Source organism: Corynebacterium minutissimum (assembly GCF_016889765.1).
GTDB lineage: Bacteria > Actinomycetota > Actinomycetes > Mycobacteriales > Mycobacteriaceae > Corynebacterium > Corynebacterium minutissimum_B.
The window spans coordinates 281,413-295,620 of the sequence record NZ_CP069533.1; the positions used below are offsets into that span (position 1 = coordinate 281,413).

The 14,208-nt window shown below is 59.0% G+C and carries 15 protein-coding genes; 7 read left to right on the forward strand and 8 right to left on the reverse strand.

Features of this window, described 5'->3' with window-relative positions; translation table 11 throughout:
- Positions 1–11 precede the first annotated feature (11 nt).
- Together miaA and I6J26_RS01295 are read right to left on the reverse strand one after the other, a co-directional pair.
- Complete coding sequence (gene miaA, locus I6J26_RS01290) at positions 12–929, reverse strand: tRNA (adenosine(37)-N6)-dimethylallyltransferase MiaA (protein WP_115022536.1); 918 nt, start codon at positions 927–929, stop codon at positions 12–14.
- Complete coding sequence (locus I6J26_RS01295; protein WP_115022539.1) at positions 929–1,555, reverse strand: hypothetical protein; 627 nt, start codon at positions 1,553–1,555, stop codon at positions 929–931. The genes miaA and I6J26_RS01295 overlap by 1 nt, the downstream gene beginning before the upstream one ends.
- A 131-nt stretch (positions 1,556–1,686) precedes the next feature.
- On the opposite strand from I6J26_RS01295, the gene I6J26_RS01300 reads away from it, so the two are divergent.
- Positions 1,687–3,003, forward strand: coding sequence for a DUF349 domain-containing protein (locus tag I6J26_RS01300; protein ID WP_115022541.1), 1,317 nt, complete (start codon positions 1,687–1,689; stop codon positions 3,001–3,003).
- A gap of 24 nt (positions 3,004–3,027) precedes the next feature.
- Positions 3,028–4,104 carry a GNAT family N-acetyltransferase gene (locus I6J26_RS01305; protein ID WP_115022544.1) on the forward strand — a complete coding sequence of 359 codons (1,077 nt, stop codon included), beginning with the start codon at positions 3,028–3,030 and terminating at the stop codon, positions 4,102–4,104.
- On the opposite strand, the gene I6J26_RS01310 is transcribed toward I6J26_RS01305, so the two are convergent.
- Genes I6J26_RS01310 through miaB form a run of 3 tightly spaced genes read right to left on the reverse strand, consistent with a single transcriptional unit; the run spans position 4,086 to position 7,414 of the window.
- Positions 4,086–5,174 carry an alkene reductase gene (locus I6J26_RS01310; protein ID WP_115024382.1) on the reverse strand — a complete coding sequence of 363 codons (1,089 nt, stop codon included), beginning with the start codon at positions 5,172–5,174 and terminating at the stop codon, positions 4,086–4,088. The two genes, I6J26_RS01305 and I6J26_RS01310, sit on opposite strands and share 19 nt — an antisense overlap.
- A 42-nt stretch (positions 5,175–5,216) precedes the next feature.
- Positions 5,217–5,858: an Rv2732c family membrane protein gene (locus tag I6J26_RS01315; RefSeq protein ID WP_115022547.1), complete on the reverse strand. Its 642-nt coding sequence runs from the start codon at positions 5,856–5,858 to the stop codon at positions 5,217–5,219.
- A gap of 20 nt (positions 5,859–5,878) precedes the next feature.
- The gene (miaB, locus tag I6J26_RS01320; protein WP_115022549.1) at positions 5,879–7,414 is read right to left on the reverse strand and encodes a tRNA (N6-isopentenyl adenosine(37)-C2)-methylthiotransferase MiaB; all 1,536 of its coding nucleotides are present in this window, start codon (positions 7,412–7,414) and stop codon (positions 5,879–5,881) included.
- A 174-nt stretch (positions 7,415–7,588) separates the two neighbouring features.
- Between miaB and gluA the strand changes: the two genes are divergently transcribed.
- The 4 genes from gluA (at position 7,589) to I6J26_RS01340 (ending at position 10,971) form a co-directional block, all read left to right on the forward strand.
- Positions 7,589–8,317 carry a glutamate ABC transporter ATP-binding protein GluA gene (gene gluA / locus I6J26_RS01325; protein WP_181815457.1) on the forward strand — a complete coding sequence of 243 codons (729 nt, stop codon included), beginning with the start codon at positions 7,589–7,591 and terminating at the stop codon, positions 8,315–8,317.
- Between the two features lie 60 nt (positions 8,318–8,377).
- Positions 8,378–9,265, forward strand: coding sequence for a glutamate ABC transporter substrate-binding protein (locus tag I6J26_RS01330; protein WP_115022553.1), 888 nt, complete (start codon positions 8,378–8,380; stop codon positions 9,263–9,265).
- 81 nt (positions 9,266–9,346) lie between these two features.
- The gene (gene gluC, locus I6J26_RS01335) at positions 9,347–10,033 is read left to right on the forward strand and encodes a glutamate ABC transporter permease GluC (RefSeq protein ID WP_115022556.1); all 687 of its coding nucleotides are present in this window, start codon (positions 9,347–9,349) and stop codon (positions 10,031–10,033) included.
- On the forward strand, positions 10,033–10,971 hold the full coding sequence (locus tag I6J26_RS01340) for an amino acid ABC transporter permease (protein WP_115022558.1): 939 nt from the start codon (positions 10,033–10,035) through the stop codon (positions 10,969–10,971). The genes gluC and I6J26_RS01340 overlap by 1 nt, the downstream gene beginning before the upstream one ends.
- A 34-nt stretch (positions 10,972–11,005) precedes the next feature.
- On the opposite strand, the gene recX is transcribed toward I6J26_RS01340, so the two are convergent.
- The 3 genes from recX to I6J26_RS01355 all read right to left on the reverse strand — a co-directional run bounded on the left by recX (position 11,006) and on the right by I6J26_RS01355 (position 13,500).
- Complete coding sequence (gene recX, locus I6J26_RS01345) at positions 11,006–11,599, reverse strand: recombination regulator RecX (protein WP_115022559.1); 594 nt, start codon at positions 11,597–11,599, stop codon at positions 11,006–11,008.
- 12 nt (positions 11,600–11,611) lie between these two features.
- Positions 11,612–12,745: a recombinase RecA gene (gene recA, locus I6J26_RS01350; RefSeq protein ID WP_115022561.1), complete on the reverse strand. Its 1,134-nt coding sequence runs from the start codon at positions 12,743–12,745 to the stop codon at positions 11,612–11,614.
- A 266-nt stretch (positions 12,746–13,011) separates the two neighbouring features.
- Positions 13,012–13,500: a hypothetical protein gene (locus I6J26_RS01355; RefSeq protein ID WP_147279338.1), complete on the reverse strand. Its 489-nt coding sequence runs from the start codon at positions 13,498–13,500 to the stop codon at positions 13,012–13,014.
- 111 nt (positions 13,501–13,611) lie between these two features.
- On the opposite strand from I6J26_RS01355, the gene I6J26_RS01360 reads away from it, so the two are divergent.
- Positions 13,612–14,202, forward strand: a complete 591-nt coding sequence (locus I6J26_RS01360) for a biotin transporter BioY (RefSeq protein ID WP_115022566.1) — start codon at positions 13,612–13,614, stop codon at positions 14,200–14,202.
- Positions 14,203–14,208 lie beyond the last annotated feature (6 nt).

Here is a 14,208-nt window from a genome sequence, read left to right on the forward strand (position 1 = left end):
GTTTGTAGAGTCTAACGGCTCTCCAGGACACGCAAAGCTTGATCCCGTGTATCGCCGGCGGCATCCAACCAAGAAATGCGTTTATCCCTGTTAAACCAGGCGCGCTGCCGGCGCACATAGCGACGCGTGCCGGTGATGGTGCGCTCGATAGCTTCGTCCCAGGTCAGCTCCCCGCGCTGAGCATCGAGGACCTGGGCGTAGCCGATGGCCCGCCCCGCTGTGGAGTCTGCAACCAAGCCCTGAGCCTGGAGCTTCTCAACTTCCTCGACCAGGCCGTTGTCGAACATGAGACGGCTGCGCAGATCAATACGGGGATTTAGCCATTCAGCATCCGTGCGAAGCCCGAGGATGCGCGTGCCCCACCGCGGCGGAGCGTTCTTGGGTGGCTGGCTAGCTTTGAAGGGCTTGCCGGTTAACTCAATGACTTCCAGCGCGCGCACGGTGCGACGGGGGTCTTTGTCCTCGATGATTGCGGCTGCGGCAGGATCGATCTCGGCGAGCTCCGCATGCAGAGCATCTGTACCAATCTCTTGGCGGCGTGCTTCAAAACGAGCACGAACCGCAGGATCGGTCGGCGGGAATTGCCAATTATCCACCAGTGACTGCACGTACAGCATGGAACCGCCCACCAAGATCGGGGTTTTCCCACGGGAGAGAATGTCCTCCACATCAGCGATAGCAGCAGCCTGGTAGCGGGCTACGGACGCGGTGTCCGTCACCTCCCACACATCAAGTTGATGGTGCGGAATCCCCTCACGTTCGTCCAGGCTTAGCTTGGCTGTGCCAATGTCCATGCCACGGTAAAGCTGCATGGAATCCACGTTGACGACTTCACCCTCCAGCTCATGGGCAAGGGACACACCCAGCGCAGACTTTCCGGAGGCCGTGGGCCCCACCACCGCGATGGGGGTTGGCGCAGAGGAGTTCATCAGCGCTGCCACCCCGCTACATAGCGGCCAACGCCGAGGGTTGAATCGGCTGCCCGCAACTCCGCATAGTGTGGGTGCACAGTCGCCAGCTGTGCCCACAAGGCGGTTTCCAGGACTCCCGCTGAACGCAGTTTTTCCTCATCACAGTGAACGTCCGCTCCGGATAAGACCGATTCACACCACAAATGCGCATCGCGCGCGCCGTCTACCAAGGCAAGCGGGGCGCGGTCGGTCAATCCAGCAGAGCCGTCGATGCATACCACCGTCAGCCGCCCTTCCATGATTTCCTCAATATCGGACCGTGAGTCCATGACCTCAAAGCCCTCTGTGCCTAGCGCCTGGGTAAGGACATAGCGAGCCATGAGCTCTGGGAGGTAATGCCCGCCACCGACGTTGACTTGTGGGGCACCCCATGCGCGCAAGCTTCCCGGGAGCTCAGTGCGCCAGCGCGGATCGCGGGAGCCCACGATGTCTACCTGCAGTGGCGTGGCGCCTCCAGTAATCACGCGTGCGGCATCACGAACCAACTCGCATGCGGCACGCAGGAGTGCGCGGGAAGCATCGTCGCCCGGTGAGAGTTCTTCTGCTAGCGCCGGTGAGGCCGGCATAATCATGAGATTCTGCATCAACTCCCATCTTATAAGGTCACAAATGTGGGGTTAGCACGCGGCTGCGCGGCGGAAACGGTAGTGTTGTGTCACATAAGTTCTGGCAGCCGTGTCGCGCGGCGCGATTGTACCGAAGGTGGTTTCCTACCATGTCCGCTATCCCAAGCCCTGGAGCAATGCCCCGCAAAGGCGCTCGTCCCGGCCCTAAGCCCTCCGCACCGGCAGCACGCCCCGCTCAGCCCCCGAAGAATGACCCAGCCAAGTGGGGTCGCGTCGATGCTGATGGCTCGGTGTATGTCAACGCCCCTGAGGGCGAGCGCAAGATTGGTGACTGGCAAGCCGGTACTCCGGAGGAAGGCCTCGCGCACTATGGCGCACGCTATGACGACCTCTCCACGGAAATCGAGTTGCTCGAGTCGCGTCTGAATGCCCACCCAGGGGATGCTTCCTCTATCAAGACCACCGCTGCGGAACTACGCGAGTCTCTCCCTACTCAGGCCGTCATTGGCGATATCGCCGCGTTGGACAAGCGCCTCGCAGCCGTTATCGAGCACTCCGTTGAGGCCGGTGAGCAGGCCCAGGCTGACAAGGCCCGTCGCCGCGAAGAAGCCATTGCAAAGAAGGAGAAGCTCGCCGCTGAGGCAGAGGACATCGCCGCTAACTCCACCGAGTGGAAGGCTGCCGGTGACCGCATCCGCGCCATTCTAGAGGAATGGAAGCAGATCCGTGGCATCGACCGGAAGACCGATGATGCACTGTGGAAGCGGTACTCCCGCGCTCGTGATTCGTTCAACCGCCGCCGCGGCTCTCACTTTGCGGAGCTGGACCGCAACCGCGCCGCTGCCCGCGCTAAGAAGGAAGAACTGGTGGAGCGCGCCGAGGCCATCAAGGAGTCCACCAACTGGGGTGAGACTGCCCGCGCGTACCGTGACCTGATGACGGAGTGGAAGGCAGCTGGCCGCGCTCCACGCGAGGTGGACGATAAGCTCTGGGCCAAGTTCCGCGCAGCCCAGGATTACTTCTTCAATGCCCGCAACGCAGTCAACGACGAGCGCGATAAGCAATTCGCTGAGAACGCCGCAGCCAAGGATGCACTCATTGAGGAGTATGACTCCCAGATTGATCCGTCTAAGTCCATCGATGGGGCCAAGGCCAAGCTGCGCGAGCTGCAGGAGAAGTGGGAAGAGATTGGTTTCGTCCCGCGCAACCAGGTTCGTGAATACGAGGCCAAGATTTCTGCGCTGGAAAAGCGCGTGAGCGAAGCCGAGGACTCCGAGTGGCGCCGCACTGATCCGGAGGCCCAGGCCCGCGTGGCCCAGTTCCAGTCCAAGGTCGATGACTTCACTGCCCAGGCAGACGCCGCGGAAGCAAAGGGCAACACTAAAAAGGCCGAGGACCTTCGCGCCCAGGCCGCTCAGTGGCAGGAGTTCGCGGACGCCGCCGCGGCTGCTGTCAACGACAAGTAAACGCCTTGATCAACCACCACTGAGGTGTTTGTTCAGATTGTCGCCCCGCCGGGCTCAGCCCATGCTGAACCGGCGGATTGTCTGCGAAGTTTCGTCTTTGACGCGAACCTTGCAGCCCAAGAAGCCAGCGGTGATCCGGCCGCAAGTGGCTCCCCGCGCCGCGTACTCCAACGCCTCCAAGGTTCGACGGAGTCCCGCACCCTGCTTTTTGGGTTGACCGATTCCGCGTTGGGTGAAGCAGGCGAGCTCGGGCTTCCTGTCATTTCCGCGGCGGAACCCAGCCCGGAGATAGATTTTGATGGATTCATCCATATTTCCTTACCGCTGCTGGAGGAAACCGAAAACGCCGATATCGAATGTGTTCTGTCGGCGGAACTCCTGCCCCTGCCCGGGGAGAAGCTGGAGCCAGATGCCCTCGAGGTGACGCGTGCTCTAGCACAGGAGGCCTTACGCTTGACCCGCCAGCTTGGTCGCCGCACCGCCCAGGTGGGCATGCTGTACCCGCCGGATGCGGACTATACCTACGATCCGATGTCGCAGGCCTACCTTGAGCTGGGTTTTAAGCGTAAGCACGCCGAGCATCAGCTGTATGTCGACATCAGGCCTACTCCCCCAGTGCTCGGCGCGCAGGTGTGGGCGGACTATGACATCCCAGAGGAGTTTCTCGATGACGTCCTCCGGCTGCTCACTGTCGCCTCCACCGATGCCATCTTTGGGGACTTAAGTGTGGAACCTATTGTCTGGACGCGCCAACGCCTCGCTGAGGCGCATGCACGGCTGCGCTCCCGCGGGGCGCACACGCTGCTCGTCGGGCTCATTGAGAACGGCAGCGTCGTCGCCCTTACGGAGTTTTCCCGGCATGGCGATGCTGACCCAGAGGTCTGCGAGTGGACGCTCACGGTCACCGACCGTGAACACCGTCGCCGCGGGCTCGCCACGCGTGCCAAACAGCATGCTCAGCATGCGGTGGCGCAGCACTGGCCCGATGTGCGCCGCGCCTACTGCTCCGTCGCGGATGCCGATCCCGCCATGAATGCGTTATATGCGCGGCTAGGCGCACACGCTATTTCTGCCAGCAGCGCCTACGAGCTGACCGTGTAGAAGGGATAGTCGGTATAACCACGCTCACCGCCGGTGTAGAACGTGGACTCGTCCGGTGCGGCAACCGGCAGCTGCTCCTCCCAGCGACGCACGAGGTCCGGGTTAGAAATGACCAAACGGCCAACGGCCACAGCGTCTCCATGCTGCACGAGCGTTTCAGCTTCCGCATGCTGGGTCACGTGGCCAAAGCCCGAGTTGAGGATGATGCGGGTGCGCCCATTAGCGCGGGCACGGGAGCTGAGTTCGCTGATGAGCTCGCCCGTCGGGTCCGCATGCAGGAAGGACACGTAGGCCAAGCCGAGGTCTGCGGTGGCGTCGAGAAGCCCGCCATACGTAGCGAGTACGTCATCGGCGTCCAGTTCCTCGATACCTTGAATGTTGTTCTGGGGTGAAAGGCGAAGAGCAACGCGATCTGCGCCAATCTCCTTTGCCGCCGCACGCACAATCTCCTCAACGAGCCGGTAGCGATTCTCCGGGGAGCCGCCGTAGGCGTCCTCGCGGTGATTCGAGTTTGGGGAAAGGAATTGGTGGAGAAGGTAGCCGTTCGCGCCATGAATCTCCACTCCGTCCAGTCCAGCGTCACTAGCGTTGCGCGCTGCGTGTCGGAATTGCTCGACGATGCCCGGCAGTTCAGAGCTGTCGAGCGCTCGGGGCACTGGGCACTCCTTCCGAGACTCAAAATCACGCACTGCTGTGCCGGAGGCCAACGCTGATGGTGCGACAGGTTCAGCACCATCCTGCAAGCTCGCATGGGATAGGCGCCCGCCGTTCATGACCTGCATGAAGATGCGACCGCCGGCCTCGTGGACGGAATCCGCCACGCGACGCCAACCAGCAATCTGTTCTGGAGTTTCAATGCCCGCTTGGCCCGGGAAGGTACGGCAGCGCACCGCAGGGAAAACACCTTCCGTCACGATCAATCCCAGAGAAGCACGCTGTGAGTAGTAGGTCTCGTGCAACTGAGTGGGGATGCCATCACGACCAGCACGCGAACGAGTCAGCGCCGCCATAGTCATGCGGTTCGGCAGGGTTAGTCGTCCAAGGTCGAGTGGTTCAAAAAGCGTAGCCATGCCTTCCACAACGAGGGAAGACGAACAGCTATTCCACACGCCTTAGTTGTCGTCAGAGTCTTCCTGTTGACGGCGGTGGCGGGAGGCCGCTTGGGAGCGGCGGTTATCGATGAGCAGTGGATTCTCTTCGGCCGGCACATCTGTTGCGGCCTCCGATTGGAGAACACCTACGTGATCCAATTGTCCAGAAACCTCGCGCACGCGTTCAGCGGCTGCGAGCTGTTCTGGGCTGCGGCGAAGCGCCACTTGGCAGTAGACGATAAAGGCTATGAACGTAGACAGTGCGCCTACGTACATGCCGATTCGGGCTCCGTCAGCTGCGCTGTCGCGGTACCAGAACCCCCAGAGGTTCGCGAAAAAGGAAACCGTAGTCATCATCCAAGCGACGAGCGCTAGAGCGGTGCGCCGCGTCGCGATTGTGGCGGTCGTGAGCACTCCTACGCCGAGCAATGCCAGCCACGCGCTGATTGCCTCCACGAGCGAAATCTTAACTCCCTCGGAGGTCGTTCCCAGCATGAGTGCCTCCCAACCACGAGCCTCACCGGCATAAGGAAGGAGCATATACGCTATCCACAACACCACGGAGACAATGAGCGCATAGCGGTGAGCACCGAGCTCGATAGTCTTGGCAGCACGGCGCTCAGCTGCAACGGCGTCCTGCACGGCATTTAGGTCATCACTCATGTACGTGGAGCCTACTCCCCCTAGCAACCACACGCGTCGGCTGACGCGGCTGGGGCGCTAGGCTTGCCGACGCCCGGCAGACCCAACCCCACGCCAATCGGTGCGGTTGTAGGCGTTTGACCAGCAGCGGACATGTCACCAGCCGTAGTGCGGCGATGCTCGGTTACTCCGGAATCGGCGACGAGGAAGAAGGAACCAGAGTCCGTTACTGTGGTGTGGACGACATCGCCAGCGCGAATGTCAGCAGAGATGTCCTTCCCCGTGGCGTCGACAGGCGCGAAGTGCACTAGGCGGCCATCGCGGGCACGGCCAGACATGCGGTGCGTTTCGTCGTTCTTGCGGCCGCCCCCGGCTTGGACCAGCAGCTCAACGTCCGTACCCACAAGCTTGGCATTCTCTTCCGCCTGAATGGAGTCTTGCAGGGCCACGAGGCGCTCGAAGCGCTCCTGGACAACCTCCTTGGGGATCTGATCCTCCATCTCGGCTGCCGGGGTGCCAGGGCGAGGCGAATACTGGAACGTAAAGGCGGAGGCGAAACGCGCGCGGCGCACCACGTCCATGGTGGCCTCGAAGTCCTCTTCAGTCTCCCCTGGGAAGCCCACAATAATATCGGTGGTGATGGCCGCATGCGGCATCTTCTCGCGCACCTCATCGAGGATCCCAAAGAACTTCTTCGTTCGGTAGGAGCGGCGCATATCTTTCAGCACCTTGTCCGAACCTGATTGCAGCGGCATGTGCAGCTGCGGACACACAGACGGGGTCTCCGCCATCGCATCAATAACGTCTGAGGTGAACTCCGCTGGATGCGGCGAGGTAAAGCGCAGACGCTCCAAGCCTTCAATTTTGCCCACTTCACGCAACAGCTTGGAGAAAGCAAAGCGATCACGTGGCATGTCCGGATCCGCGAAGTTTACGCCGTAGGCATTGACGTTTTGGCCCAGCAGGGTCACTTCAGATACACCCTGGTCCACGAGCGCCTGGACTTCAGCGAGGATGTCGCCGGGGCGACGGTCCTCTTCCTTGCCGCGCAGAGAAGGCACGATGCAGAAGGTACAGGTGTTGTTACAGCCCACCGATACCGAAACCCAGCCGGCATAGGCGGATTCTCGTTTGGCAGGCAAGACGGAGGGAAAGGCCTCGAGGGAGTCAACGATCTCCACCTGGGCCTCATCATTGTGACGGGCACGCTCCAGCAGGGTCGGCAGGGCCGCCATGTTGTGGGTGCCAAAGACAGCGTCCACCCACGGTGCGTGATCGAGGACAGTGTCCTTATCTTTCTGCGCCAAGCAGCCACCGACGGCAATTTGCATGCCGGGGTGGTTCTCCTTGGTCTTCTTCAACGCGCCTAGTGTTCCATACAAGCGCTTATCAGCGTTTTCACGGACCGCGCAGGTGTTGAATACGACAAGATCGGGTTCGACGTCAACAGGTGCGGCGATGTAGCCGGCCTCTTCGAGAAGGCCGGAAATGCGCTCGGAATCATGCACGTTCATCTGGCAGCCAAAGGTGCGCACCTCATAGGTGCGGGGCTGGTGTTCAGTTACAGGGGTGCTCACGTGGGGACATTCTAACGGCCACGTCCCACTACTCCTAATGCCTCGCACAGCCCCAAGCGTTATGCATTCGTTACCTAAAGGACCACCATCCCCTATCTCCACACCCTATTCTTCTACCTATGATCCAGTTCACTTTCACTAAGGGGGTGTGGCATGCCTGACACGCGGCGTCCCATGATTGAAATCTCCGGAGTCAACAAATACTTCGACGATTACCACGCTCTCCGCGATATCAACTTGGAGATCGACCGCGGAGAGGTGGTCGTCGTCCTCGGCCCCTCCGGTTCGGGAAAATCCACGCTCTGTCGCACGATCAACCGCCTCGAAACCATCGAGGAAGGGAGCATCTCTATCGACAGCACCCAGCTCCCAGAAGAAGGCCGTGAGCTAGCCAAGCTGCGCGCCGACGTGGGCATGGTCTTCCAGCAGTTCAATCTCTTTCCACACAAGACCATCAAGGACAACGTCACCTTGGGGCCGATCAAGGTTCGCAAGATGAAGAAGTCGGAGGCTGAGGACCTCGCCATGCAGCTGCTGGAACGCGTGGGTATTGCCAATCAGGCAGAGAAATACCCTGCCCAGCTTTCTGGTGGCCAGCAGCAACGCGTGGCTATTGCACGCGCTTTGGCCATGCGCCCCAAGGTCATGTTGTTCGACGAACCTACGTCCGCGCTGGACCCAGAAATGGTCAATGAGGTCCTCGACGTCATGACTGACCTCGCTAAGGAAGGCATGACCATGGTCGTGGTCACCCACGAAATGGGCTTCGCGCGCCGGGCTGCTGACCGCATCCTCTTCATGGCGGACGGCAGCATCGTCGAAGATACCGACCCTGAATCTTTCTTCACCAACCCGCAGTCGGATCGCGCCAAGGACTTCCTCGGCAAGATTCTTCAGCACTGACCGTCACTACCTCCACTACCCCACACAACTTTCCATCTCACTCTATTCAAGGAGAATCTCATGTCCCGCACCTTTACCCGCGTCACCGCCACTGTTGCTGCCCTCGCTGCTTCGAGCTCACTGCTCGTTGCCTGTGGTGGCGATTCCGCTGATTCCGCCGGTGGCGGCGAAGGCCTGCTTGCACACATCGAGGCAGGTAACGTCACGCTCGGAACCAAGTTCGACCAGCCAGGTTTGGGCCTGCGCGAGGGCGATGGCTCCATGACCGGTCTCGATGTGGACATCGCGACCTATGTGGTAAACCACATCGCCGAGGCCAATGGCTGGGAAGAGCCAGAGATCGAATGGCGTGAGACGCCGTCTGCGCAGCGTGAGACCCTCATTGAGAACGGTGAGGTCGACCTCATCACCGCCACGTATTCCATCAATGCCTCACGCGCCGAAAAGGTCAACTTCGCAGGCCCTTACCTCGTTACGCACCAGGCACTGCTTACCCAGGAAGACAACTCGGACATCACCGGTCTTGACGGCCTCGACGGCAAGATTCTCTGCTCAGTAACCGGCTCGACTCCAGCCCAGAAAGTCAAGGAAGCTCTCCCCAGCGTTCAGCTGCAAGAGTACGACACCTACTCCTCCTGTGTGGAGGCTCTAAGCCAGGGCAACGTGGACGCCATGACGACGGATGCCACGATTCTCAATGGTTACGCGGCTCAGAACCCGGGCAAGTTCAAGGTGGTGGAGCTGGACAAGGACGGCAAGCCGTTCACTGATGAATACTACGGTGCGGGTCTAAAGAAGGACGACCAGGAAGCTACCGACGCCGTCAATAAGGCATTGGAGGAGCTGCATTCCTCCGGTGAATTCGACAAGCTCGTGTCGAAGAACTTGGACAAGGGCGAGGGTATCGACGAAGCCACCATCGGTGACCTTTCCTTCCTCGAATCCTAAGCACTAGTCACTTACGCCTTCCCGTAGTCTGCGCCGAGGCCACTCTGTTCCTCGGCGCAGACGTATTCCTAGGAGAATCTTATGGACTCCATGTGGGCTGCTCTTGGCCCTAATCTTTGGCCGGCCTTTTGGCTCACCATCCAACTGACTTTCTGGTCCGCCATTGGCGCGATGATTCTGGGCACCATTCTCACCGCAATGCGTGTCTCCCCGGTCAGCATTTTGCGGTGGATTGCCACTACATACATCACAATGGTGCGCAATACCCCACTCACGCTCATTATTCTGTTCTGTTCTTTTGGTCTTTACCAAAACCTGGGCTTAGCGCTGGCAAGTAGGGATTCTTCGACATTCCTTGTGGACAATAACTTCCGCCTCGCCATCTTGGGCTTCATCCTCTACACCTCAGCTTTCGTAGCGGAGTCGCTGCGCTCCGGCATCAACACCGTGGACTTTGGTCAGGCTGAGGCAGCTCGTTCATTGGGCCTAAGCTTTACACAGACGTTCAGCACCATCATTTTCCCGCAAGCGGTCCGCGCAGCGATTGTCCCACTGGGCAACACGCTTATCGCGCTCACTAAGAACACAACTATCGCCTCAGTGATTGGCGTAGCCGAAGCGTCACTGCTCATGAAGTCCACGATTGAGATGCATGCGAGCCAGCTGTTCCTCATCTTCTTCATCTTCGCGGTCGGCTTTATCCTCCTCACCCTGCCCATGGGACTGGGGCTGGGCAAGCTTTCTGAGACTCTGGCGGTGAAGAAATAATGTCTGTACGTGCAACAGTGCTTTACGACGCCCCTGGTCCCAAAGGCAAGCGTCGCAACCTCATCTACACCATTATCACCTTCGTACTTTCTGCAGCGGTTCTTTATTGGGTGCTGTCCACCCTGCATGAGCGTGGCCAGCTCGCGTCCGAGTTATGGTCCCCGTTTCTCAATAGTCAGACGTGGACGACGTACCTTATCCCTGGCTTACGAGGAACTATCTTCTCCGCAGTGGCCTCGATCATTTTCGCCATCATCTTCGGCGTGATTTTCGGGCTCGGCCGCTTGAGTGAAAACGTCATCATCCGCACTGTGTGTGGTGTGGTCGTCGAATTCTTCCGCGCCATTCCCGTGCTGTTGCTCATGATTTTTGCCTACCAGCTTTCTGCCATTTACGACGTCGTGCCGTCTAAGCACCTAGCATTCAGCGCCGTAGTCTTTGCCCTGACTCTGTACAACGGCTCGGTGGTGGCAGAGATTCTTCGCTCGGGCATTAAGTCCCTGCCCAAGGGCCAAACGGAGGCTGCCCGCGCACTAGGCCTTTCGCACAACCAAACGATGTTCACCATCCTGCTCCCGCAGGCCGTGGCCGCTATGCTGCCGGCATTGATTTCGCAGATGATCATCGCGCTCAAGGACTCTGCCTTGGGCTACCAGATTGGCTACGTCGAGGTGGTGCGCTCCGGTATCCAATCGGCGTCCTATAACAAGAACTACCTAGCCTCGCTCGTTGTCGTCGCCATCATCATGATTCTCATCAACTGGGGGCTCAGCCTTCTGGCCGAGCGCATCGAGCGCCAGCTGCGCGCTGGTCGTGCCCGCAAAAACATTGTGGCGAAGGTCCCTGAGCAGCCGGACCAAGGCCTCGATACCAAGGACAACGTCAACGTGGACTGGCACTCGAAGGGTTACACGGAAATCCGCAACCCCGCCGAGTAAACCTGTTGTTCTACAGCAGTTAGCGGGGTGCGGCTCAGGTCAGTTCAGCGATGCGGGCATCCAACGCCTCGATGGATATCCGCATCGTCAGGCTGTGGCTGTAGCCGCGGCGTGCCAGCGTCCCCACTATTCGTCTGAGGAACTTTTCGCGCTCATGCCGGTCCGCAGGCACCTTCTTGAGCGTCCGCGCCTTCTTCTCCGCCACCTTGCGGGCAATTGCTTCTTCCGATTCCTCGGTGATGTGTTCCAAAGCCACCGCACGGTCAGCAGCATCGACGCCTTTATCCTTGAGCTCCATGTTCAAGGCGCGTGCAGATTTACCACGACGCACATGCCGTTGACGTACCCACTCGCGTGCGAAGCTCTCGTCATTAATAAGGCCCACACCCGCAAGATCATCAAGGACCGCATCGATAACATCCGGCTCGAACTCTGCCGCAAGGAGGCGTTCGCGTAGTTCTTCGCGCGAACGCGCCCGCTGGTCAAGAAGCCGTAGTGCTCGGGAGCGCACTGAGGCCTTTGCCTCCTCGGCCTCGGCATCAATGAGCTGTCCGCCCGCAGCACCCGATTCATAGTCTTCGAGTGCTTGGCGCAGCTTCTCTATCTTCTCCAGTGAGGGTTGGACCATCTCCGACGCGGCTTAGTCGTCGTCGAAGTCGACGTTCGGAACCAAGCCGACGGACTCATCAGTCAGCGGATCATCTGCGCCAGGAACATCCATGGCTACGTCATCCCCAGCCTCAGCAGCAGCGGACCCCACGCCAAGCTTGACGAAGATCTTCTTCTCAATCTCATCCGCCAAGTCTGGGTTCTCCTTCAGGAAATTGCGGGCCTTCTCCTTGCCTTGGCCCAGTTGGTCGCCTTCATAGGTGAACCACGAACCAGACTTCTTGATGAAACCGTGCTCGACGCCCAGATCAATGATGGAGGATTCGCGTGAAATACCTTCGCCATACATGATGTCGAATTCCGCAATCTTAAACGGCGGGGAAACCTTGTTCTTCACGATCTTCAGTTTGGTGCGGTTACCAATGGCGTCTTGACCATCCTTCAGAGTCTGAATGCGGCGAATGTCGCAGCGCACAGAGGCGTAGAACTTCAGCGCCTTGCCACCGGTGGTGGTCTCCGGCGAGCCGAACATCACGCCAATCTTCTCACGCAGCTGGTTAATGAAGATGGCGGTCGTCCCAGAGTTGTACAGTGCACCGGTCATCTTGCGCAGTGCTTGGGACATCAGGCGAGCCTGCAAGCCCACATGGCTGTCACCCATCTCGCCCTCGATCTCCGCCTTCGGCGTCAGTGCTGCTACGGAGTCAATGACGATGATGTCAATAGCGCCGGAACGCACGAGCATGTCCGCAATTTCCAGTGCCTGTTCACCCGTGTCCGGCTGAGAAACCAACAGGTTGTCTGTATCCACACCCAACAGACGTGCATACTCAGGATCGAGGGCGTGCTCAGCATCGATGAAAGCCGCGATACCGCCTTCCTTTTGTGCGGAGGCAATAGCGTGCAGAGCCACCGTGGTTTTACCAGAGGACTCAGGACCATAAATCTCCACGATTCGTCCGCGCGGGAATCCTCCCACACCCAAGGCAATATCGATGGCAGTGTTACCGGAAGAAATAGCCCGGATTGGCGGGCGGTCATCGTCGCCCAAGCGCATAACAGCGCCCTTGCCGAAATCCTTTTCAATCATGGACATTGCGGCGTCAAGGGCTTTCTGACGATCGTCACCCTTGCTTGCTGCCGAGGACTTCTTCTTCGTAGCCATTTACTTCCTCACTACTTTGTCGAGTGTTTTACGATGAGCGATAACTGGTGTGATAGCTGATTTTTAGTGTGGTTTTCGTGCCGCTGACGCGGGAGCCACCAATTTAGACTGCCGCACAGAGGCTTCGGTTCCCAGGTTTGTCAACAACTGCGGTTTCGCTTTTGTTTCACACCACGACGGTACTCTAACGCCCCTAGCGGACTCCCCTCACACAATACACACACAAGTGTTCGATTTGCGACTCTCATCCCTGGCATGTCGAACTACTATTGCTTCACCCAGGGGCCATCCTGTTCGGAGCGCACAAAGGTCACTTCTTCGCTTGCCGGCAGCACGGCAACAACACCGCCCATGTTTCGACACACGTCAAGATCGTCTTCGGGAGCGAAAGTGGTGACATACTTGGAAAATCCCGAGCCTTCAGTGTCGCGATAAATCTCCACGGTGCCACGGGATGGTGGATACCACTCATCATCTTCATCAGAGCCTCCCTGCCAGGTTCCGCCACTCGCTTCATCAACATCGGATTCAGTGGCACCTGAGCAAATAAAAATCACGCGCTGATACTGGGTATCGAAGATATCACCGACAGGCATCGTGACTTCTCCCACTTCACCGTCGGCAACGCCTGCAGCCGCATCGATATTCTCGATCACGTTTGCAGAGTTGATAAGCGAACACCCCGACATCACAGCGGAAACCACCACGATGACTGCACCGCCGCACACTGCCTTGCTTGCCCGTAATTTATTCATGCCCGAAGAGTACCCCATATGGGGTAGTTTCGTCGGCCAAAAGTCAAGCTTGAACAGTGTTCAAAACAGTCCATTTGCTGCTAACTTCTCCTACTAGATAAACTTTGGCCCATGAAAAAGAATTCTGTCGCTCTCGACATCGCTTACGTCGCAGTCTTTACCGCACTCATCATCGTTTTCGCGTTTGTGTCTATCCCCACCCCAACCACGGGCGTGCCGATCGTCATCCAAAACGCCGTGATTATTCTTGCCGGCCTCGTCCTAGGAGGTCGCCGTGGCTTCTTCGTAGGCCTCCTCTTTATGGCCCTCGGCCTTGTGGGCCTACCAATCTTGGCCGGTGGCCGCAGCGCGCTCAGCGCCATCGCTGGCCCAACTGTGGGATACCTTATCGGCTACATCATTGCCCCCGCCATCGCGGGACTCATCGCCTACCGCGCACCGCGGAATAAAGGCGGCATGATGCTCACGCTCGCTATCGCCGGCATCATTGGCCTTGCTATCCAGTATCTCTGCGGCAGCCTCGGTCTCATGGTTCGCTCTGATATGTCCTTTGGTGCCGCAATTGTGGCCCAGGGACCTTTCATCGTCCCAGACCTCATCAAGGTGGCCGTCGTGGTCGCCATTGCGTCCGGTGTCCACGCGGCTTTCCCGGATCTCATGGGGCGTCGTGCTCAGAAACCACAGCCACACACCCAGAACTAAGCTGCC